At 41.8% G+C, this 21,443-nt stretch carries 18 protein-coding genes; 8 read left to right on the top strand and 10 right to left on the bottom strand.

What is annotated here, in order from left to right:
- Window positions 1-384: 384 nt before the first annotated feature.
- The 3 genes from B9T19_RS00765 to B9T19_RS10530 are packed head-to-tail and all read right to left on the bottom strand — an operon-like array spanning window position 385 to window position 2,639.
- Window positions 385-1,503 (bottom strand): hypothetical protein, encoded by a 1,119-nt coding sequence (locus B9T19_RS00765; protein ID WP_143436837.1) that lies wholly within the window; start codon window positions 1,501-1,503, stop codon window positions 385-387.
- A gap of 1 nt (window position 1,504) precedes the next feature.
- Window positions 1,505-2,500, bottom strand: coding sequence for a hypothetical protein (locus B9T19_RS00760; RefSeq protein WP_094566710.1), 996 nt, complete (start codon window positions 2,498-2,500; stop codon window positions 1,505-1,507).
- The gene (locus tag B9T19_RS10530; RefSeq protein WP_158214317.1) at window positions 2,490-2,639 is read right to left on the bottom strand and encodes a hypothetical protein; all 150 of its coding nucleotides are present in this window, start codon (window positions 2,637-2,639) and stop codon (window positions 2,490-2,492) included. Before B9T19_RS10530 ends, B9T19_RS00760 begins: the two co-directional genes overlap by 11 nt.
- A 509-nt stretch (window positions 2,640-3,148) precedes the next feature.
- Between B9T19_RS10530 and rplU the strand changes: the two genes are divergently transcribed.
- The 3 genes from rplU to cgtA all read left to right on the top strand — a co-directional run bounded on the left by rplU (window position 3,149) and on the right by cgtA (window position 4,972).
- Window positions 3,149-3,463 carry a 50S ribosomal protein L21 gene (gene rplU / locus B9T19_RS00755; protein ID WP_094566709.1) on the top strand — a complete coding sequence of 105 codons (315 nt, stop codon included), beginning with the start codon at window positions 3,149-3,151 and terminating at the stop codon, window positions 3,461-3,463.
- A gap of 25 nt (window positions 3,464-3,488) precedes the next feature.
- Window positions 3,489-3,749, top strand: coding sequence for a 50S ribosomal protein L27 (rpmA, locus tag B9T19_RS00750; protein WP_094566708.1), 261 nt, complete (start codon window positions 3,489-3,491; stop codon window positions 3,747-3,749).
- Window positions 3,750-3,844: 95 nt separating this feature from the next.
- Window positions 3,845-4,972 carry an Obg family GTPase CgtA gene (gene cgtA, locus B9T19_RS00745; protein ID WP_094566707.1) on the top strand — a complete coding sequence of 376 codons (1,128 nt, stop codon included), beginning with the start codon at window positions 3,845-3,847 and terminating at the stop codon, window positions 4,970-4,972.
- A 351-nt stretch (window positions 4,973-5,323) separates the two neighbouring features.
- Here cgtA and lpdA read toward each other — a convergent pair whose 3' ends face one another.
- The 3 genes from lpdA to aceE form a co-directional block, all read right to left on the bottom strand.
- Window positions 5,324-7,084, bottom strand: a complete 1,761-nt coding sequence (gene lpdA, locus B9T19_RS00740; protein ID WP_094566706.1) for a dihydrolipoyl dehydrogenase — start codon at window positions 7,082-7,084, stop codon at window positions 5,324-5,326.
- Window positions 7,085-7,093: 9 nt separating this feature from the next.
- Entirely contained in the window at window positions 7,094-8,782 is a 1,689-nt protein-coding gene (gene aceF / locus B9T19_RS00735; protein ID WP_094566705.1) for a dihydrolipoyllysine-residue acetyltransferase, read from the bottom strand.
- Between the two features lie 134 nt (window positions 8,783-8,916).
- Window positions 8,917-11,586, bottom strand: coding sequence for a pyruvate dehydrogenase (acetyl-transferring), homodimeric type (aceE, locus tag B9T19_RS00730; RefSeq protein ID WP_094566704.1), 2,670 nt, complete (start codon window positions 11,584-11,586; stop codon window positions 8,917-8,919).
- Window positions 11,587-12,377: 791 nt separating this feature from the next.
- On the opposite strand from aceE, the gene B9T19_RS00725 reads away from it, so the two are divergent.
- The 5 genes from B9T19_RS00725 to rpsT all read left to right on the top strand — a co-directional run bounded on the left by B9T19_RS00725 (window position 12,378) and on the right by rpsT (window position 16,837).
- Window positions 12,378-13,439, top strand: a complete 1,062-nt coding sequence (locus B9T19_RS00725; protein WP_094566703.1) for a methionine ABC transporter ATP-binding protein — start codon at window positions 12,378-12,380, stop codon at window positions 13,437-13,439.
- Window positions 13,439-14,116, top strand: a complete 678-nt coding sequence (locus tag B9T19_RS00720) for a methionine ABC transporter permease (RefSeq protein WP_094566702.1) — start codon at window positions 13,439-13,441, stop codon at window positions 14,114-14,116. The genes B9T19_RS00725 and B9T19_RS00720 overlap by 1 nt, the downstream gene beginning before the upstream one ends.
- 258 nt (window positions 14,117-14,374) lie before the next feature.
- Window positions 14,375-15,268 carry a diaminopimelate dehydrogenase gene (locus B9T19_RS00715; RefSeq protein WP_094566701.1) on the top strand — a complete coding sequence of 298 codons (894 nt, stop codon included), beginning with the start codon at window positions 14,375-14,377 and terminating at the stop codon, window positions 15,266-15,268.
- Between the two features lie 330 nt (window positions 15,269-15,598).
- Window positions 15,599-16,378, top strand: coding sequence for a MetQ/NlpA family ABC transporter substrate-binding protein (locus B9T19_RS00710; RefSeq protein WP_094566700.1), 780 nt, complete (start codon window positions 15,599-15,601; stop codon window positions 16,376-16,378).
- A gap of 192 nt (window positions 16,379-16,570) precedes the next feature.
- On the top strand, window positions 16,571-16,837 hold the full coding sequence (gene rpsT / locus B9T19_RS00705; protein WP_094566699.1) for a 30S ribosomal protein S20: 267 nt from the start codon (window positions 16,571-16,573) through the stop codon (window positions 16,835-16,837).
- Between the two features lie 226 nt (window positions 16,838-17,063).
- Here the strand turns inward: rpsT and B9T19_RS00700 are convergent, their stop codons facing one another.
- The 4 genes from B9T19_RS00700 to B9T19_RS00685 form a co-directional block, all read right to left on the bottom strand.
- Complete coding sequence (locus tag B9T19_RS00700; RefSeq protein WP_158214316.1) at window positions 17,064-17,624, bottom strand: L-threonylcarbamoyladenylate synthase; 561 nt, start codon at window positions 17,622-17,624, stop codon at window positions 17,064-17,066.
- Between the two features lie 13 nt (window positions 17,625-17,637).
- Complete coding sequence (locus B9T19_RS00695) at window positions 17,638-19,107, bottom strand: inorganic phosphate transporter (RefSeq protein WP_094566697.1); 1,470 nt, start codon at window positions 19,105-19,107, stop codon at window positions 17,638-17,640.
- A 36-nt stretch (window positions 19,108-19,143) separates the two neighbouring features.
- Entirely contained in the window at window positions 19,144-20,499 is a 1,356-nt protein-coding gene (gene gorA / locus B9T19_RS00690; RefSeq protein WP_094566696.1) for a glutathione-disulfide reductase, read from the bottom strand.
- A 199-nt stretch (window positions 20,500-20,698) separates the two neighbouring features.
- Window positions 20,699-21,298 carry a BON domain-containing protein gene (locus tag B9T19_RS00685; RefSeq protein ID WP_094566695.1) on the bottom strand — a complete coding sequence of 200 codons (600 nt, stop codon included), beginning with the start codon at window positions 21,296-21,298 and terminating at the stop codon, window positions 20,699-20,701.
- Between the last annotated feature and the right edge of the window lie 145 nt (window positions 21,299-21,443).

Below are 21,443 nucleotides of genomic sequence, written 5' to 3'. Positions count from 1 at the left end.
TTAAATACCAATAACTAATAATAGTAATAACCGATCCGAAATGCTCCGATATATCGCATTAACAATACCTCTCAAACCTCAACCAACTCTATCCAAAAACATAGAATTTATTAAGAAATAGTTATCTTATCTAAAGATAGCTGAATTATTAAGATACCAGATTCTTTTAATAATAACGTTCATCAATAACTTTCACCAATAGCCCTCATTAAATAGCTCTTATCGATAGCAGAGAGTTTTTATAGATCAGCCGTAGATCCCCCTACTTCATATATTTCTTCTATATAGTTCCATATAGAGATATCGACAACCCCTAAAAATAAGAGCCCAAATATATCTATCAAACAAAAATGATGTCGTGGATAAAAAGGGGTGGAGATGGCATTAATAGAGATAGAGCAGCTTAGTCGACGCTTGCCGTTGACATCCAATCTGCCATCCAGGAATCGGTTCATATACTTCCTGCTGAAATCCGCACTCGATCGCTGATCTTCTCCAGAAATAATCTCTTCCCCAAAGCGCATCACCACTCCAGTCGATAGCAAAAAGAAACTCATCCACAGCAGAACCTAAACGTTCCCGCATCTCTCCTCGCATTACAAGAGAACGACCGTCAATTTTCTCCACCTTAAAATTTCCCTTTTCTGCTATACCTCGATAGCTCAAAAGCAGATCCTCTTGCAACACCCTATAAGCAAGATGATCTGCACTAACATCCAATAGATAAAGTGTTAATGATTCAGCTAAAGAGTGACGATCATTAACTACTAACAAGTAGAGATTACCCTCTATAGGTTTAAATAACGATGCCAATACCCTCTCCCCATCACGAAATTGGTGCAAAAGTTTCGGCACTCCTTCCCTTTTTAGCTTCCATAAATACTTTCCACCTTGTAGCGCAAAGAGGAGATCTAAGTTTTGATTGTGATTTTCAACCATCGGGACCAGACCAAAGGTAGCAAGATCTCGCTCATCTAAGTCAATACCACTATCCCTCAAAACGTTCTTCAGAACCTGAAAGGTCAAGACTTCACCTTGATATCGAACTCTAAGAATCCATCGATCCTCCTCACGCTCAACATTTAACATTGGCTCTAAAATCGGCATCTTATTCTTAGATACAAACTGATACTGATACAACACTCGATTATGATCACTCACTCCCCCAGCGAAAGAGAGTTGATAAATAGTTCTATCACTCGCCGGATAACAGTTATCACCTACTCTCTTTACAGAAAAACCTTCCCGTTGCCGTAATTCCCGCTGACTAAATAGATGACACCCCTTCGTCGAAAGAGTAGTCTCACCTTCACCCCAATCGATCCGCGCCCTCTCTTGCAGAAAAAGAGAAATAGTCCGCTCCCGCTCTTCGAGCGATCTATGCCACCGCTGAAGCTGGAAAATCTTTAAACTAAGCGCAACAACACCCGATGATAGATAGAGTCCACAGAGTAGAAAAACTACCATTAAAGTGAGAAGTATAGAACCCCGCTCTCGCCTCATCCTACCAGCGCACCTCTAAAGACCTTAACCTAACCGCCCCACTATTAAGAAATGTACGACGATACCCCTCCTCCTCGACTATAACAGCTCGTTTTCGACGATGAGAAGGAACAGCGGCAACTAATTTAATATTGAGACCATTTACCCTCAAATTAAAACGCATATCAGCAATAAAAGGGATCCTCAAAAATGCCTGCCCATCCATATAGTCTACTACTAACTGACCAATATCATCCCTTATCTGTAGATAGATAAGATACTCCTTATAGAGATATATCTGCACTTGAGCAGGATCAAACAGCTCTTTCACACGCTGATAATCTTCTGTCGCAACATAAAATATCCCACCATCTCGTTCCGCCTCTAGCAATAAGGCACTCTGACAATCAGTAATATAAAACTTCCCCTTTCGCAGCCCGATGAGATCTGAATCATACTCTCCCACAAAACACCTTCCATCTAGTCGCAGATCACTAGGAATTAACCCATTAATATAGAGAAGATCAGCACCATTTAATAAGCGCGAAATATTTTTAGGTGGCTTTGGAAGATAGGTTCCACTACCGTGCCCCTTTAGCTTTAAAAGATCGACGATGGGATCACTACCTGCCTTCCGCTTTGAGATAACAACTCCCATCGCCATTCTATCTCGATACTCTCGCGTCATACCATCCCCTAAAAAAAGCTCCTGAAAAGGGGGTAATAATGAAGGGCAATAAGGGGCAAATTGTAATCGCCCCAACTCCTTTCGATAAAAATCCTCTACTTCCATCAGCGCATCCAATACTGAAATTTGCGCCTCAACCTGCTGTTGCACGTGAAACACCTGCTGAAAAGTTAATACAGCCATAACTAGTAACGTTCCCGCCAAAGCCAAACCAACAACAAATGAGAGTAACGTTACTCCCTTCTCCACAGGGAACATTACTCCTAAAGAGCCCGCACCCCCATCAATATCTCTGACAGTAGAGCTAGCACCTCGACTCCTAATAGACATCTAGCTGCTCCTCTCTTAACGAAAAACTTACCACTTTCTGCTCTATCTGTACCGCAACTTTTAGCTCTTGTCGCAGTAGCTGTAAAATGCCATAAGTTATCAGTAGAAATAAGATCATCCCTACTAAAGCTTCTTGCATCTATTACCCCCTTCTCTAGATTTTTTATACCTGTCCCATCTCCTTAAAAGATCCTCTTTTATAAAAACTTAATTAAAAAAGAAGAAATCTCTATGATTAAAGAAGAAATTACGATATTTTAAGGCGCTATTTCCCTCTTGCTTAATGGCACCCTAAGCCCTACTACAAACTATCAAGAAGTATCAATCAGATTAAAAACAAGCTTGAAAGCAAGATTGAAAGTAGCAAAAAATGCTACAACACTTAAACTAATAAGTTGTAGTGGGAAATGGGATAGCAAGATCTTTTAAAACCCTATAAAATGTAGCAAACTCCAACTGAGAGTGGGGTCAGAGGTTCTAGAGAACATGGGTATATTCTTTCTGTTAAGCTTGCACAAAGCTTGACTATTTATTAGATAAGTTTTAATATTACCCCTCTTAAACCCGACCGTTTTGTAGTCCCCTCTCAAATGGCTGGTTTGATCGAATATTTTATGTAAATTAATTTATGCGGAGCATTCAGCAATTATGTATGCAGTAATTAGAACGGGCGGTAAACAATATCGCGTCGCGGAAGGTCAAATCCTCCGTATTGAAAAAATCGAAGGTGCAGAAGAAGGTTCTAACATCGAGTTAAATGATGTTCTTCTTGTTAGTGCAGATGGTAATGTAACTGTAGGTACCCCAGTGGTTGCGGGCGCTAAAGTGACAGCAGAAGTTAGAAAGCAAGGTCGTACTCGTAAGATCGATGTCATCAAATTCCGCCGTCGTAAGCACTACCGTCATCATGCGGGTCATCGCCAGCATTTTACAGAAATCAAAATCACTGGCATCAGCGCTTAATTAACTAGATAGAGGTACTTAAACTATGGCACAGAAGAAAGGTGTAGGTTCGAGCCGTAACGGTCGTGACTCAGAAAGTAAACGTCTTGGAGTAAAGCGTTTTGGTGGTGAGCTTGTAACCGCTGGTTCAATCATTGTTCGTCAACGTGGAACACGTTTTCATGCAGGATTAAATGTCGGTGTTGGCAAAGATCACACACTATTTGCAAAAGCTGACGGTCACGTTACATTTGAAACAAAAGGTTTAGGCAAGCGTAAATATGTAAGCATCGAGCCAGTTGCTTAATTCATTTCGCTACTAAACGAAATAGTCATGAAAGCTCCACACTATCTACCGTGGAGCTTTTTTTATGTCCTCACATTATAAATTGAGGTAATTCAATGAAATTTATTGATGAAGCAAAAATTGTTGTTATCGCCGGCAATGGTGGCAATGGTTGTGTTAGCTTTCGACGCGAAAAATTTATCCCCTTCGGTGGCCCTGATGGTGGAGATGGCGGTGATGGCGGAAGCGTCTACCTTCGTGCAACTAAAGCACTGAATACACTAATGACCTATCGCTACACTCGCACCTATCGTGCAGAGCGTGGAGAAGATGGCGCTGGCGCTAACAGAACAGGAAAGGATGGGGAAGATCTCTATCTTGATATTCCTCTAGGTACCCAGGTCTTTGATAATGTTACCAACGAATTTATCGCTGACTTAACAGAAGATGGTCAGATCGTAAAAGTTGCACAAGGCGGATATCATGGCTTAGGGAATACTCGTTACAAGACATCCACCAATAGAGCACCTAGACAATCAAAACCTGGAACTGAGGGTGATGAGAGAGAGCTACGCTTAGAGCTGAAGGTGATGGCAGATGTTGGCCTATTAGGGCTTCCTAATGCCGGAAAATCGACATTAATCCGTGCAATCTCTGGCGCTCGCCCTAAAGTTGCGGATTATCCTTTTACCACTTTAGCACCGAGCTTAGGTGTAGTTGATATTGACCCACTCCACAGTTTTGTCGTTGCTGATATTCCTGGCCTTATTGCCGGAGCTTCTGAAGGGGTTGGATTGGGAATACAGTTCCTCAAGCACCTTAGCCGTACCTCCATCCTTCTCCACCTGATTGATCTTTCGGCATCTAGCGATTCCCAAGATCCGGTTGCAGATTACTTTACAATCTTAGAAGAGTTAAAAAATTACAGTGAAGAGCTCTACCAAAAGCCTCGCTGGCTAGTCTTAAATAAGATTGATCTTATCCCCGAGGAAGATCGTGAAAATGCGATTGAAGAGTTTTTAAATACGGTCAATTGGGATCGTTCTGCCCCACACTTTGCAATTTCAGCAATGACAAAACTACATACGCGCGAAATGTGTTATGACATCATGCATGAGATCGATAAAGAACGTGCACCTGAAGAGGAGCTCTATGATGAGGCGGCACAAAAAGCGATTAAGCGAGAAAAAGAGAAGCTTCTGACAGAAGAAGAGTATTACGCCATGATGAATGAAGAGAAATAGATCTTAATCCCGATCCAATTCGCCCTAAAACTAAAACTAGGATTAGGATTAGGATTAGAACGAAAGCTGAGCGGTAACTAACAGCAGAACCCAAAATCAGTAAATTTGTATAATTTCCGCCCTCTCTCTTCTCATCATTCATAAAAAAAATAGCCCCAAGATTTTATATCTCGGGGCTCTCTTTTTGCTCTCTTTTCACATTCTATGCTTTTAAATAGCATCTTCAATATTATCTAAACATTACTGAAAGATCGATTATTGCAAGATCAATTAAATACCACTTAAATACCATTTAAATATCAAGAAAGCTACCACGATAATCAATATTGATTATCTATATTTCATAATGAACTATTTACGCTTTTTTATCGGTGGCAGATCGGTACATGCGCCTAAAATATTTTCAGCAGCCATTCCTACCGATTCAATCAATGTTGGATGTGGATGAATAGTATGTCCAATATCGATACTATCGGCACTCATCTCAACAGCCAAGCAGACTTCACCAATAAGATCACCGGCGTGAATCCCAACTACAGCACCTCCTAAAATAATCTTACTTTCAGGATCATAGAGAAGCTTTGTAAAGCCTTCATCACGACCATTTGCAATCGCTTTACCACTTGCCGCCCATGGGAAGACAGAGACTTCGTAAGGAATTCCTTTCGCTTTCGCCTCTGTTTCGGTTAAACCCGCCCAAGCAATCTCTGGATCAGTATAAGCAACGGAAGGTACAAATTTCGCATCAAAGAAGCGCTTCTCACCGACACAGACTTCCGCCGCAACATGGCCTTCATGAACAGCTTTATGTGCCAGCATTGGTTGACCAACAATATCACCAATCGCAAAGATATGAGAAACATTGGTGCGCATCTGTCTATCGACAGAGATAAAGCCACGCTCATCAACATTCACCCCTGCTCTCTCTGCATGAAGCGTTAAACCATTTGGCTTACGCCCTACCGCAACTAGAACCTTATCAAAGAGAAGAGGTGTCTCCGGGGCATTCTCCCCTTCAAAAGTCACCTCAATACCCTCGTCTTTTGCAACAGCACCCGTAACAGCGGTCTTAAGCATCACTTTATGGAATCGATCTTTATTATATTTTTCAAAGACCTTCACTAAATCACGATCCGCCCCCGGCACTAAGCCATCGGCAAATTCTGCAATAGTAATCTCACTACCAAGTGTTGAATAGACGGTCGCCATCTCTAGACCAATAATTCCACCACCAATAACGAGAAGCTTTTGAGGAATATCTTCTAACTCAAGCGCTCCCGTTGAATCGATGATGCGAGGATCTTCTGGCAAGAAAGGAAGCTTAACAGCCGAGGATCCAGCCGCAATAATCGCTTTATTGAAACGAATTTCTCGCTCTGCGCCATCATCTAGTGCTACTGTTAAACAGTGATCATTTTTGAAAGTTGCAAAGCCTTGAACAATCTCGACTTTGCGCATCTTAGCCATACCTGCTAATCCACCTGTCAATTTCCCGATAACAGACTCTTTAAAGCCTCTCAACTTATCGATATCAACCTCAGGCTTAGCAAATGTTACACCGATATCGGCAAATGATTTAGCCGTTTCCATAACATCAACGACATGCAAAAGCGCCTTAGATGGAATACATCCCACATTGAGACAAACGCCACCGATTGTCGGATAACGTTCTACTAAAACAACTTTAAGACCAAGATCTGCAGCTCTAAAAGCAGCTGAATACCCCCCAGGACCGCCACCAATAACAACCAGGTCGCAATCAGCATCAATAATGGATGAGTCAACAAGAGCCGCCTTCTCTTCCTGTTCAGCACTCGTTGATGCCTCACTGTCAACAATCTTCTCTTTCACTGCTGAAGCGCTCGATAGGTCCGCATCTGCTACCTCTAAGCGTGCAAAGAGATCGCCCTCTTTCACACTATCACCAACATTGACCAATATCTCTGTGACAACACCTGCTTTTTCGGCAGGAACATCCATCGAAGCTTTATCAGATTCCAAGGTTAAGAGCGTATCATCAACCTCAACATGATCCCCAATATTGACACTAATATCGATAACATCAACGCTATCAAAATTACCAATATCGGGGAGTTTTAAATCAATAATCATATCTCTCTCCTAGATCACCATACGACGCATATCAGTTAAAAGCTCATTGAGATAGACGATAAAACGCGCGCCCAAAGCCCCATCAATCACACGATGATCGTATGAAAGTGATAGAGGAATCATTAAACGAGGTTCAAATTCTTTTCCATTCCAGACAGGTTTCACCTGATTCTTCGCAACCCCTAAAATCGCAACTTCTGGTGCATTGATAATAGGAATAAAGTTTGTTCCACCAATTCCACCTAAAGAGGAGATAGTAAAGCAACCACCGGTCATCTGATCTCCGCGCAATTTCCCTTCTCTCGCTAAGCCTGCAAGCTCACGCATCTCAGTAGCAATTTCTAATACCCCTTTCTTATCACAATCCCGAATAACAGGAACGACAAGCCCATTAGGTGTATCAGCTGCAAAACCGATATGGTAATATTTTTTAAGAATGAGTTTATCCCCTTCTAATGAGCTATTGAACTCAGGGAATTTCTGCAACGCTTTTACCACAGCCTTAAAGAGGAATGCCAAGATAGTGACACGAACACCTTCACGCTCATACTCTTTATTAAGCTGCTTACGCAGAGCCTCTAGTTCAGTAATATCTGCCTCATCAAACTGAGCAACATGAGGAATCATCGCCCAGTTGCGCGCAAGATTTGCCCCAGAAATCTTCTGAATACGGGAAAGCTCTCTCTCTTCTACCTCTCCAAATTTAGAAAAATCAACTTTAGGCCAAGGAAGGAGATCTAGACCACCACCATTGACGTTAGACGCCTTAGCCCCTGATGTTGCCACACTTCCAGAGAGGACTCCCTTAACGTATTGCAACACATCTTCACGCAAAATACGATTATTACGCCCTGACCCTTTAACCTGATTAAGATCCGCACCTAATTCACGAGCAAATGCACGCACAGAAGGGGTTGCATGCGCACCACTAAAATCGAGCTCTGCAGCATTTTGTACAGGTGCAATAGGAAGTTGATCCCCTTTATGAGGGGCTTTTAAACTCTCAGATGATGATTTAACAACATCTTGCTGCACCTCTTTTGCCGGCGCATCTACTTGTGCTGGTGCAGAAGTTTGCGCTGCAGCTGTTACCGCCCCGCCTGTCTGAATCTTAACGACAAGATCACCCTCTTTAACTTTATCGCCCACGGACAATGCAATCTCAGTAATGACCCCCTCTTTATCAGCGGGTACATCCATTGATGCTTTATCGGACTCTAATGTCACAAGGGTATCATCGAGCTTGACGTGATCGCCCACTTTAACAGCAATGTCAATCACATCTAATTCATCGGAATTACCAACGGCAGGGATTGTAACCTCTGCAATCTCCCCACCTGTTGTAGATGAGCTCTTAACTGTTGATGTTTCGGCAACTGTCGGTGCTTTAGGTGATGGTTCTGCAACCACTTCTGATTTCGCCTCGGCTGCATCGTTATTAACCGTAGCATCTGCTTCACTCACCGCCTCAACACGCGCAATAACATCACCCGTTTGAACTTGATCGCCCACTGCAACCAAAATCTCTGTAATCTTTCCTGCCGCTTCTGCAGGTACATCCATCGATGCTTTATCTGATTCCAATGTTACGAGCGTATCATCAACCGCAACAATATCGCCCACCTTAACATTAATCTCAATGACATCGACGGCATCAGAATTCCCAATATCTGGAACTCTTAAATCAATATTCGCCATAATTCTTATCCTTCTATATCTGTCAATAACCCATTTAATAGTCTATTCAATTATCTATCTAACAACTCATCTCATGAGTTTTACACACCCTAGAATAAGGAAGCGCCACTCCTAATAGAGGGGCGCTTAAAACCTTATACCCAAAGTGGATTTGGTTTATTAACATCAATGTTATATTTCTTAATTGCTTCTGTTACGACTGATCGTGCAATCGTTCCTGCATCTGCAAGCTCTTTGAGCGCCGCAATAGTAATGTAGTAGCGATCAACCTCAAAGAACTTACGTAATTGCGCTCTTGTATCTGAACGACCAAAACCATCCGTACCTAAAACACGGTAAGGTGCTTTAACCGCAGGTCTAATCTGCTCTGCATACATACGGACATAGTCAGTAGAGACAATGACAGGGGCATCAGAATGATTTAACATTTTACCCACAAATGATTCCGGCGCCTCTTTTTCAGGATGGAAGAGAGCTTGACGCTCACACTCATGGAAATCACGCGCAAGCTCAGTAAAACTTGGGCAGCTATAGAGATCACTCTCCACACCCCAATCCTCTTTAAGAAGCGTTGCCGCTTGCATCACCTCTTGCAAGATTGTACCTGCACCTAAAAGACGAACTTTTGGTGCATCACTCTTCTCTCCTGCTTTTAAGAGATACATACCACGAAGAATATCCTCTTCAACACCTTCAGGAATTGCAGGATGTGCATAATTTTCATTCATGATCGTAATGTAGTAGAAGACATCTTCCTGCTCTTCCACCATACGGCGCAAACCATCTTGAACGATAACCGCTAACTCAAACTGAAGCGCAGGATCATAAGAGATACAGTTTGGAATCAAGCTTGCTAAAATATGGCTATGACCATCTTCATGCTGAAGCCCTTCACCATTGAGTGTCGTACGGCCCGCCGTTCCTCCCATCAGGAAGCCACGTGTCCGCTGATCTGCCGCAGCCCAAATGAGGTCAAAAGTACGCTGCATCTGGAACATAGAGTAACAGACGAAGAAAGGAATCATCTCAACATTAGAGTTTGAGTATGAGGTACCAGCGGCAATCCATGAACTCACACCCCCTGCCTCATTAATCCCTTCTTGTAAAATCTGCCCATCTTTCGTCTCTTTATAGAACATCAATTGACCGGCATCTTGTGGCGTATATTGCTGCCCAGCTTGTGACCAGATCCCCAATTGGCGGAACATCCCTTCCATACCGAAGGTGCGCGACTCATCCACTAAAATAGGAACAACGCGCTTACCGATCACTTTATCTTTCACAATCGTATTAAGAATACGAACAAAACTCATTGTTGTTGAGATTTCACGACCTTCTGCAGTTGCCTCTAATTGCGCCTTAAATGCATCGAGCTTAGGAACCGTTAGCTTCTCTTTTGCTTGAACGCGACGAGAAGGAACATATCCCCCTAATGCACGACGACGCTCATGGAGATACTCAAGTTCTGGACTTCCTTCAGGAGGACGAATAAAGTTGAGCGCTTCAAGATCTTCATCTGAGATAGGCACCTCAAAGCGGTCACGGAATCGGCGAAGGGATTCAAGGCTAATCGATTTTTGCTGATGCGCAACGTTTTGAGCCTCCCCATCTTGGCCCATACCATAACCTTTGATGGTTTTGACTAAGATAACTGTTGGTTTTCCTTCTGTCTTCACTGCCGCATCATATGCTGCATAGACTTTGTTCTCATCATGACCACCACGATTGAGGCGCCAAACGTCATTATCCGACATATGTGCAACCATCGCCTTAAGCTCTGGACTATTGAAGAAGTGCTCACGAACATAAGCACCATCGCGAGATTTATAAGTTTGGTAATCTCCATCAACGCACTCCATCATTCGTTTACGCAAAATACCATCATGATCTTGTGCTAAAAGAGAATCCCAACCATTCCCCCAAATAAGCTTAATCACATTCCAATTATTACCGCGGAAACCTGATTCTAGCTCCTGAATAATCTTACCGTTACCACGAACAGGTCCATCAAGACGCTGTAAATTACAGTTAATAACGAAGATAAGGTTATCGAGTTTTTCACGACCAGCAAGAGAGATTGCACCTAATGATTCTGGTTCATCCATCTCACCATCTCCACAGAAGCACCAGACTTTACGTCCTTCTGTATTCGCAAGTCCACGTGAATGAAGATACTTTAAGAAGCGCGCTTGATAGATCGCTTGAATAGGACCTAATCCCATCGAAACTGTTGGGAATTGCCAAAAATCTTTCATCAACCAGGGGTGTGGATAAGAGGAGAGCCCTTTATTGTCCACTTCACGGCGGAAATTATCCATCTGCTCTTCTGTAATACGTCCTTCAATAAAAGCACGTGCATAGATCCCAGGACTCGAGTGCCCTTGGAAGAAGATGAGATCGCCATCTTGTGTATCGGTATTCCCTTTCCAGAAGTGGTTAAAACCAACTTCCCACATCGTTGCTAATGAAGCATAGCTCGCAATATGTCCACCAAGACTAGAGTCAATCGCATTTGATCGAACGATCATCGCCATCGCATTCCAACGGATATAGGAACGGATGGTATGTTCTAACTCTGAGTTTCCTGGATAACGGGGCTGCTTATCCGCAGGGATTGTATTGATATACTCGGTTGTACCTGTAAACGGGATCTTCACACCATCACGATGTGCCCGTTCAATCACCTTCTCAATAAGAAAGTGTGCACGCTCTTCCCCTTCTGTTTCAAGGACACTCTCGATTGAATCAACCCAGTCTTTGGTCTCTAATGGGTCAATATCACTCAACAACTTTTGGTCTACCATAAAAATAATCCTCTTTTTTTGATAAGCCCCCTGCAATGCAGTCCTGCTTATTTTGTGAAAATAGCGATAAATAGCCTCATCAGGCATGAAGAGTGCTACCAACTACCTCTACTTACTTTTTAAAGCCCACCCCTCAACCACTCCATTTCATCACTCTTGCTACCATATTTATTGAGAAAATAAGAGAGGAAATAGGGCCTTACACAATTGAATAGAACCTTCAAAAGAAAGAACCTACGAGAGTTCAATCTTTTGAGGCTAATAAAATAATACTTTAACCAACAGTATAGCGGATATTTAGTGAAATTTACGCATATTTTTCTCCCCAATAATCCACCAAAAGAACATTTGGGCTATAGGCAGACCTTTATTTCTGTTGCTCGATCTCCTTCCACAATCACCTAACTGACCGCTTCGCTCTGTGCTAACTTTTTCATTTTAAAGTGATCTCTCCATTTTCAATCTCTACCCCAAAGCATTTGATAGATCATGCGGATAGATCATGTGAAGGTCATTCGAAAATAATAGAGCACTCTCCCCTTCGAGATAGAGCACCATAAAGGGAAAGTCTATCAGTAGGAAGATCCACCAGATCTCACAAGAAGAGATCAAAACATCTTAAAAAATCATCGAGCAATTACTAAAAAAAATATCCCAACATTATCGAAGAATAAAGGTGAAAACAGCTCCCGCTTGCGCCTTCTTTTTGATACTCTAATAGGAATTTATAGAGCGATTGAGCTCCAATATCCCCATTACAATAGAAATTGAAATATAAGTCGTAAAAATCAATGATAAAAATCGAAAATCTCATCAAATCTTATACCACAAAAGAGGGGCCAAAAATCGCCCTCAACAATATCAATCTCACGATTGAAGAAGGTTCTATTTACGGCATCATCGGTCACTCTGGCGCCGGGAAAAGCACATTAATTCGCTGTATCAATCTATTAGAAAAGCCCGATAGTGGTTCAGTTATGATTGATAATATCGATCTTACAAAACTCTCTAATCGAGAGCTGATGCTTGCGAGAAGAAAGATCGGCATGATCTTTCAACATTTTAATCTTCTCTCAAGTCAGACTGTCTATAACAATATCGCTTTTCCACTTCGCCTAGAAGGTATGAGTGAGGCGAATATTGAAAAGCGTGTATCGGAGTTACTCACTTTAGTAGGAATTGAAGAGCATCGAGATAAATATCCTGCTCAACTCTCTGGGGGACAAAAACAACGGGTCGGTATCGCTAGAGCTATCGCCAATAAACCTAAAGTGCTACTCTGTGACGAAGCGACATCAGCACTTGACCCCCAAACAACGCAATCAATTTTAGAACTATTAGTCGATATCAATCGTGAGTTAGGCTTAACAATTGTGATAATCACCCATGAGATGGAGGTTATTCGCTCAATCTGCCATAAGGTAGCCGTTATCCATGATAGTAAAATCATCGAGTCAGGTGATGTTGAAAAGGTCTTCCTTCATCCTCAATCAGTGGTGACCCAAGATTTTATTATTGATAAAACCGAACAGAATGAGCTTAAGAAATATATCAGCCGTTATCCGCAGCAACAAGATTCCCTCTATCAGCTCACCTACCTTGGCACTGAAGCATTTGAGCCTCATCTGAGTCGAATTATCAAGCGCAGCAATATCGATCTCTCTATTCTATCTGGATCAATCAGTTATATTCGAGATATCCCCTATGGGCAATTAACCGTTGTTTTAAGTGGATCACCGGCAGAAAGAAGCGCGGCGATCACCCTCTTTAATAGTGAGGGAATTACAACAAAGCCGCTCTTTCACAAACCATCTATCAATCTAACAAGTCATAACGAGGAGCAGATTCAGTAATGACGGAATTTATCAATGCACTTAACAATACCCAATATTGGAATATCATTTGGGATAACACCTTAGTCACATTGATCATGTTAGGTTTTACATGGTTTTTTACAATATTAATTGGGTTGCCATGGGGGGTTGCACTCTATCTCACCTCCCCAACACAACTTCTCTCAGCACCAAAATTTTATCGCCTCTTCTCCTTTCTCACCAATACCTTAAGATCGATCCCCTTTCTGATCTTAATCGTAGTATTGCTACCATTAACCTTCAAATTGATGGGAACAAAGATGGGGATAAAGGGGGCCATCTTTCCTCTAGTGATCGGCTCTGCCCCCTTCTTCGCACGATTGGCAGAAACCTCTTTTAGAGAAGTAGATCGCGGTGTGATTGAAGCAGCTCAAAGTATGGGAACACCTCTTCGAACTATCATTATGAAGGTACTGCTCCCCGAAGCGAGACCTAGCCTCATTGCCGGCATTACCATTACAGGTATCTTAATACTCTCTTATACCGCTATGGCAGGAACCGTAGGTGCCGGAGGACTAGGAGATATTGCTGTTCGTTACGGCTTCCACCGCAATATGTCGGAATTGATGTATCTCATTGTGATTGTGCTGGTCATTATCGTACAGATTATGCAATGGGTTGGGGATTGGCTCGTACGTCACTATACCCGCAAATAGAGGAGCGTTACAGCGCCTCTGAAAAACTGTAAAAGTATTGATTCGAATACTAATTAGAATATTGACGAAATTATTGACAAAAACATTGCAACTTATAGAGCAATCGAAGTAAAAATATCACTGTAGTAGATTTTGTAATGAGATAGAAAGAGACCTTCTCTCTTATGATTTTCTTATCATATTCTCTTATCACAGAATATCTTTATCCGATCTCTAGGCAATATCAATTACTGATCACTCAATTAACTAGGAGACTATATGACACGCAAAATAAATGCAGCTATCGTTGGCTTTGGCAATATTGGCCGTTATGTTCTTAATGCTCTAGAGGCAGCACCAGACTTCTCTATTGCCGGTATTGTTCGCCGAGAAAAACGCGAAATCCCCGGTGTGAGCTACCCTATTGTCACCGATATCGACCAACTTGAAGCTGTCGATGTTGCCATTCTCTGTGTGCCTAGCCGCCAAACCCAAGCTTATGCTGCAGAGTATCTTAAAAAAGGGATTCACACTGTCGATAGTTTTGATATTCATAGCGATATTGCCGCTGTACGCAATGAACTTGATAAGATTGCAAAAGCTCACAATCGTAGCGCAATTATCTCTGCAGGATGGGATCCTGGTTCAGATTCGGTGATTCGCGCTCTTCTTCTTGCCGCAGCACCTAAAGGTGTCACTTACACCAACTTTGGGCCCGGGATGAGCATGGGGCACTCTACCGCTGTCAAAGCAATTCCTGGCGTGAAAGACGCTCTCTCAGTCACAATTCCAATCGGAACGGGACAGCATCGCCGCATGGTCTATATTGAAGTAGAAGAGGGGCATGATTTCAATCATGTCAAATCAACAATTCTCAATGATGATTATTTTAAACATGATGATACGGTTATCACTCAAGTCGATGAAATCGATCAACTGAAAGATGCTGGACATGGCGTTAAAATTACTCGTAAAGGCGTTTCAGGTACAACTGATAATCAGATCTTTGAGTTTGATATGCGCATCAATAATCCTGCACTCACAGCACAGATCTTGGTCTCATCTGCCCGCGCGGCAACTAGACAGCAACCCGGCGCTTATACAATGATTGAGATCCCTATGATCGATCTTCTTCCCGGCGACCGAGATGAACTTATCGCCGCACTAGTATAGAGATAGATGAAAACATAATAGGACATCGTAATAGGACATAATAAGAATATAGTAAGCGTAAATAGAGCGGTATCGAAATCAGGTACCGCTCTCTTTTTATCGCAATGAAAATCGCTTCAATATCCTCAATATCCTGTTTAAACGTTCTCCTTAAATTCACTATTTCAAACCACTGTCTAAATTTACTGTTGATTGACAATAACATCACGAGAAACTCTCCATTAAAATTCCATAAAAATTCCATTAAAAGAGTTGATTTCAATCTTAAAGATCGATATACCTATTAAGTCGGGGCTCGATTCCCCATTTTTGATAAAAGGAAAATTCATTATGCGTAAATTAGCACTTGTCACAGCACTCTCATTAACACCATTTATTGGCTTTTCAGCAGAAAAACTTAAGGTTGTAGCAACACCTGTTCCCCATGCGGAGATTTTAGAGTTTATTGAACCACAATTAGCGAAGAAAGAGATCGATCTCGACATCGTTGTTGTCACCGATTATGTCCTTCCTAACTTAATGGTCGATGAGAAAGAAGCGGATGCAAACTTCTTCCAACACTTTCCCTATTTAGAAGAGTTCAATAAAAATCACCAACTCAATATCATTGCGTTAGATCCAGCGATCCATGTTGAGCCTATTGCTGCCTACTCACAGAAGATTAAAGAGAAAGGTGACCTAAAAGAGGGGGCGAAGGTGAGCATTCCAAATGATCCTGCAAATGGTGGGCGAGCGTTACTTCTACTCCATAATGAAGGGATCATTACCCTCACGAATCCTGACAACATTCTTTCAACGGTCTTCGATATCAAAGAGAATCCTCACAAACTTCAATTTGTAGAACTTGAAGCGCCCATGCTCGCAAGAACCCTCGATGAGGTAGATCTTGCACTCATTAATACTAACTTTGCATTAGAAGCAGGTTTAAATCCAATTAAAGATTCTCTCTTTATTGAAGGCGCTGAATCTCCTTATGCCAACATCATTGCAATTTTACCTGAAAATAGCGATGATCCTCGCATCAAAGCATTAATTGAGGTCATCACCACCGATGAAGTTCGCGACTTTATCAATGAGAAGTATCAAGGAAGTATTGTTCCAGCATTCTAATCTCTCTTTCAATCGCCGATTGAATAACAAGCGGTGAGGCTAACCGCAGGGATAATGCTGAAACTTTCGCGACATTTGATTGACAAAAGAGAGAAAAAAGTTAATCATATGTGATTATTACAAATTTGATTGCGTCGATATTCGGCGCAATAATATGTTATAAATTCTAAATTTTTAAAGTGGAGTAAAACCTTGGCAAATACAGCACAAGCAAGAAAACGCGTTCGTCAAGCTGAAAAGCACAACGCAGCTAACGCATCATACCGTTCAATGACTAGAACTTACGTGAAAAAAACGATCAATGCTATCAAAGCAAATAACCGCGAAGAAGCAGTTAAAGCTTTTGGTAAAGCGCAAAGCGCACTTGATCGCTCTGTAAAACGTGGTCTTATTCATAAGAACAAAGTATCACGTCTTCTTAGCCGTCTTAACGCACAAATCAAAGCGCTTGCGGCTTAATCTTAAGAGTTAAATTTAAGATTATAAATAGAGGCCTAAAGAGGTTTAAAGCAATTAAAGCTATTGCATTAATCACCCCTCCCTCTTCTTAGATTAAAACCCGATAAGATTCAATAAGACTAAAAAGATCAATAAAAAACCTGCATTTCGATGCAGGTTTTTTTGTTTCTTCTCTATCGATGCCTCAATGACAGCATTAATTAAAATATTAAATATTAATTAAGAATTAAGATCGGATAATCTCTCCACTTTTAAGATGCACAATTCGTGTTGGAGAGGAGAGCGAACCCACCTCGCCCTCCATTACCCCTGCAATCTGATCCCCAAAGAGCTGATAGATCTCCTCTGCACTCTCTAAGGGTGCTTCTTTATGAAGATTAGCACTCGTTGAAACAACCCCCACCGGCATCTTCTCACATAAGGCTAATGCATCAGGATGATTTGTCACTCGAATCGCTAATGTAGGAAATTCGCCACGAAGATAGTGAGGGCAACTCTCTTTTGCCGGCACAATCCAAGTATAACGATATCCCCCTCTCAACTCTTCTAAGAGGTGGCGCGCCTCTTCTGCCTCTAAAGGTTCAATCAAAGGCGAGAGATGGGCTAATGACGCGCCCATCACAATAAAGCCTTTCGAAACTGAACGTACTTTCATCTGTAATAATTTTTCTACCGCTGCCCTATTCATTGCATCTGCAGCAAAGCCATAAACCCCCTCGGTAGGATAGGCAATCACTTCGCCACGCAGCAGTGCGTCAGCCGCTTCTTGATATGTTAATAATTTCATTTTAGCGCTCATCTTAACTTACAAATAACCATGTTCCGAGGAAATAGAGTCCAAACGCAAGCCCTGTGGAGACCGGCAGCGTTAAGATCCAAGCTAAAAGAATATTTTTAACAGTCGATTTCTGCAAGCCCGATTTATTAGCAATCATGGTTCCGGCAACAGAGCTCGATAAAATATGGGTTGTCGAGACAGGAAAACCAAAATGACTTGCAGAAGCAATCGCAATTCCTGAAACAATCTGTGCACTCATTCCTTGCGCATAAGTCATATCTTTCTTTCCAATCTTACCACCCACAGTATCAACAACTCGTTTCCAACCAATCATAGTCCCCATTCCAAGTGCAAGCGCTACTGCTACAATGACCCAGAAAGGCGCGTATTCCGTTGTTTTTGTCAGATCTTTGCCAATTGCTTTATATGATTTACGATAAGACTCTGGCAATGCATCTTGCGACTCTAATGTCTTTGCGATACTAGCAAGACACATAACCTCATTGCGTACCGCCCAACGTTCATCTGTTGTTAAACGATCATAGGTATCGATACCATTAAGCAGTGAAATCAATTTTTCAGAATGTTGCTTCATCTCACTATATTCACAACTAAAGAGGCCATCACTTAATGCATGGTCACTCTTAGGATAGAGCCTATCTAACACCTCTTGATTGGCATCATAGTAACTGACCATCTGTTGAGCTGCGACACGTGTCTGCTCAATCTCAAATACACTCGAATTAAGATTAAGTACAAATTGTGCCGGCACAACACTAAAGAGTACCAACATCACAAGACCAATCCCTTTCTGACCATCATTCTGACCATGAGCATAACTCATTCCCATCGCTGAGGTGACTAACCAGAAGCGAGGCCAAAAAGGCGGTTTCTTCTTCTTATCTAACACATGGCGTTGATAAGGTGTTTTATGAATATAGCTTTTAGGTAGAAAACGTAAGAGTAGTAACAGAAGTAGACCCGCTAGCCCTGCCCCAATAAAAGGGGAGAAGAGGAGCGATTCAAAGACTCCAACAGCTTTATCCCAGTTAACACCATCGACTAGTGAGTGATCTGTTAAAAGCGCATTGGCTAATCCCACCCCTAAAATAGAGCCAATGAGAGTATGTGAGCTTGACGCAGGGATTCCAAAATACCAAGTCCCTAGGTTCCAGATGAGCGCCGCAACTAAAAGGGAGACGACCATCACCAACCCTTTCGTTGAATTGGCATTTGCTAAGAGATCCATCGGTAGAAGGTTAACAATAGCGTAAGCAACTCCTAGACCTCCTAACAGAACCCCTAAAAAGTTAAATATCCCGGATAAAAAGACCGCTAAGCGGGGTTTAAGTGACTTAGTATAGATCACTGTCGCCACGGCATTGGCCGTATCATGAAACCCATTTACAAACTCAAAAGCTAAAACTAATCCTACAGATAGGACGAGCGTTAATAGCACAATAATATCGATACTCTGAAAAAATTCTAACATTCTGTTTCTACTCTTATTTAGACTGAATATAAGCTGTTAACGCATCGTCACCAATTCTTCGGCAGCTGTTGGATGAAGTGCAACGGTATCATCGAAATCTCGCTTATGCGCACCCATCTTCACTGCAACAGCGAAGCCTTGCAACATCTCATCGACAGTTGGCCCGATTAGGTGAATTCCTACGATCTTCTCATCTTCTCCAACAGTGACCATCTTCATCGCAGTCTTCACAGGTTTTGTACTAAAGTTGGAGTACATAGAGGTAAAAGAGGCGGTATAACATTTTACAGCATCTTCACCATACTCAGCTGCGGCCTCTTTCTCTGTTAAACCCGTTGTACCGATTGGTGGGTGGGAGAAGACGATACTCGGAATATCTTTATACTCAAGATGACGGCCTTCCATCCCATTATGCAACCTATCAGCAAGACGACGTCCTGCGGCAATCGCAACCGGTGTTAATTGGAATTTTCCACCAATGATATCCCCTAACACATAGATCCCCGGCACTTCACTCTCTTGATACTTATTGACACTGATCGTGCCATCTTCATTAACCTTAAGATCTGTATTTTCAAGCCCAATATTATGGGTGTTGTAACCACGACCAATTGCCCAGACAAGAAGATCTGTCTCGATCGATTCCTTCTCTGTGATAACCACTAAAGAGCCATCTTCTCTCTTTTCAACACGTTGTACATTGGAGTGTGTATGGAGCGTTAAATTCTCATCACCCTCTAAAACCTCTTTAAGATGCTCTGTAACATAGCTATCAAAGTGACGTAAAACCATCTCACCACGACAGAGGAGATCCACCTTACTACCTAACGCTGAAAGAAGCTGTGCTAATTCCACCGCAATATAGCCGGCACCTACAACAACAACACGCTTAGGTGCCTCTTCAAGATCAAAAAATTGATCTGAAGTAATCCCATACTCTGCCCCTTCTGTTTCAGGTACTAATGGATAACCACCTGTTGAGATTACAATTTTATCTGCCGTAAAATGCTCACCATTCACTTCGACTGTCTTGTTATCAACAAATTTAGCCGCGCCATGAATTACATCAACGCCGGCATCTGGCATATAACTGTTGTTATACCAAGTAACAATATTCTTAATATATTGATCACGCTTCTCTTTTAAATGGCTCCAAGAAAATTGTGGTTCACCAAATGTAAAACCATAACCTTTAGCATCATCAAACATATGAGCAATATTCGCCGCATTCCACATCACTTTTTTAGGAACACAACCGACATTCACACAGGTTCCACCTAACTTATCTTTTTCAATTAAGAGACATTTAACTCCGTAGCTTGCAGCTCTTTCTGCATAGGAGAGTCCACCAGAGCCACCACCAATTACAATTGCATCATATTTTTTAGTCATCTTTACTATTCCTTTTCATCTCGAAATATCTATTTCAAATATCTATTCTAAATAGCTACTTCAAACATCTAATTGAAACTCATACTTAAAATATGGTTTAAAAACTTATTAAAAGTATCAATTCTGAAACTATCTCATAGCTAGGCAGTTAACTTTAAAAATAGCCCGCCTAGCACAACCATCTTAATATATAAAATTCTTAATTGATATTGTGGAACTGTCGATTCACGATATCGAAGAAAGGAACAACCTCTTCAACGCCGGCAACATGACGAGTAATCTCGATCGCTTCACGAGCTTCTGCCTCATTTACGATCCCCATTAAATAGACCTTTCGTCTTGAGGTCATCACCTTCACATTTCCAGCATTAAAGCCTTTCAGCTTAATATCTGTTGCAAGTGCAGTCTTCACTTTAGCAGTCAACATAGAGTCTGCTGCAATACTTGCGAGAGATGCTTCCGGCGCCACAATCAGCTCATTATGAACGCTCTTAACATGTTCAGTTTTACGTACCGCTTCTTCCACCTCTAAACCTAATTGATGGTTAGGGACCTCTCCTAAAATAAGGACAGTGCCGTTATAACTGAGGATACTAATATGCGCAAGACCTCGTTCAGGAAGTTGACTGATCATATTTTGCACCTTCACTGTGATCGCATTATCTTCTACGATCTGCCCAGCGGTTCGGCGATCATTAATACCTGCAGCTGTTGCGCCAACACCGCCGACGATAAATGCCGGAACACATGCTGAAAGCAACATTACAAAACTACTCAATAATAGGAATCGTCTTAACATCCGCTTCTCTCCTATGACTTATGCCATCTTTAATCAATTAAATTTTTAATTTTCAGCTGTAACTCTTCGCCCTATCCTCTTGAAATTAGCTTCCTAAAGGTTGACTCGATTGAAAAATTACACCTTCAAACCATACTTAAAACTA

Source organism: Ignatzschineria sp. F8392, assembly GCF_002252045.1.
Classification (GTDB): Bacteria; Pseudomonadota; Gammaproteobacteria; order Cardiobacteriales; family Wohlfahrtiimonadaceae; genus Ignatzschineria.
This window is presented reverse-complemented; position numbering and strand designations above follow the sequence as displayed.

What these genes read in the sequence shown, in the direction of transcription:
- cgtA (WP_094566707.1), top strand. Translation starts at nt 3,845, where the DNA reads ATGAAATTTATTGATGAAGCAAAAATTGTTGTTATCGCCGGCAATGGT.
- B9T19_RS00715 (WP_094566701.1), top strand. Translation starts at nt 14,375, where the DNA reads ATGACACGCAAAATAAATGCAGCTATCGTTGGCTTTGGCAATATTGGC.
- lpdA (WP_094566706.1), bottom strand. Translation starts at nt 7,084, where the DNA reads ATGATTATTGATTTAAAACTCCCCGATATTGGTAATTTTGATAGCGTT.
- B9T19_RS00720 (WP_094566702.1), top strand. Translation starts at nt 13,439, where the DNA reads ATGACGGAATTTATCAATGCACTTAACAATACCCAATATTGGAATATC.
- rpmA (WP_094566708.1), top strand. Translation starts at nt 3,489, where the DNA reads ATGGCACAGAAGAAAGGTGTAGGTTCGAGCCGTAACGGTCGTGACTCA.
- B9T19_RS00760 (WP_094566710.1), bottom strand. Translation starts at nt 2,500, where the DNA reads ATGTCTATTAGGAGTCGAGGTGCTAGCTCTACTGTCAGAGATATTGAT.
- gorA (WP_094566696.1), bottom strand. Translation starts at nt 20,499, where the DNA reads ATGACTAAAAAATATGATGCAATTGTAATTGGTGGTGGCTCTGGTGGA.
- B9T19_RS00700 (WP_158214316.1), bottom strand. Translation starts at nt 17,624, where the DNA reads ATGAAATTATTAACATATCAAGAAGCGGCTGACGCACTGCTGCGTGGC.
- B9T19_RS00695 (WP_094566697.1), bottom strand. Translation starts at nt 19,107, where the DNA reads ATGTTAGAATTTTTTCAGAGTATCGATATTATTGTGCTATTAACGCTC.
- rplU (WP_094566709.1), top strand. Translation starts at nt 3,149, where the DNA reads ATGTATGCAGTAATTAGAACGGGCGGTAAACAATATCGCGTCGCGGAA.
- aceE (WP_094566704.1), bottom strand. Translation starts at nt 11,586, where the DNA reads ATGGTAGACCAAAAGTTGTTGAGTGATATTGACCCATTAGAGACCAAA.
- B9T19_RS00685 (WP_094566695.1), bottom strand. Translation starts at nt 21,298, where the DNA reads ATGTTAAGACGATTCCTATTATTGAGTAGTTTTGTAATGTTGCTTTCA.
- aceF (WP_094566705.1), bottom strand. Translation starts at nt 8,782, where the DNA reads ATGGCGAATATTGATTTAAGAGTTCCAGATATTGGGAATTCTGATGCC.
- B9T19_RS00765 (WP_143436837.1), bottom strand. Translation starts at nt 1,503, where the DNA reads ATGAGGCGAGAGCGGGGTTCTATACTTCTCACTTTAATGGTAGTTTTT.
- B9T19_RS10530 (WP_158214317.1), bottom strand. Translation starts at nt 2,639, where the DNA reads ATGCAAGAAGCTTTAGTAGGGATGATCTTATTTCTACTGATAACTTAT.
- B9T19_RS00710 (WP_094566700.1), top strand. Translation starts at nt 15,599, where the DNA reads ATGCGTAAATTAGCACTTGTCACAGCACTCTCATTAACACCATTTATT.
- B9T19_RS00725 (WP_094566703.1), top strand. Translation starts at nt 12,378, where the DNA reads ATGATAAAAATCGAAAATCTCATCAAATCTTATACCACAAAAGAGGGG.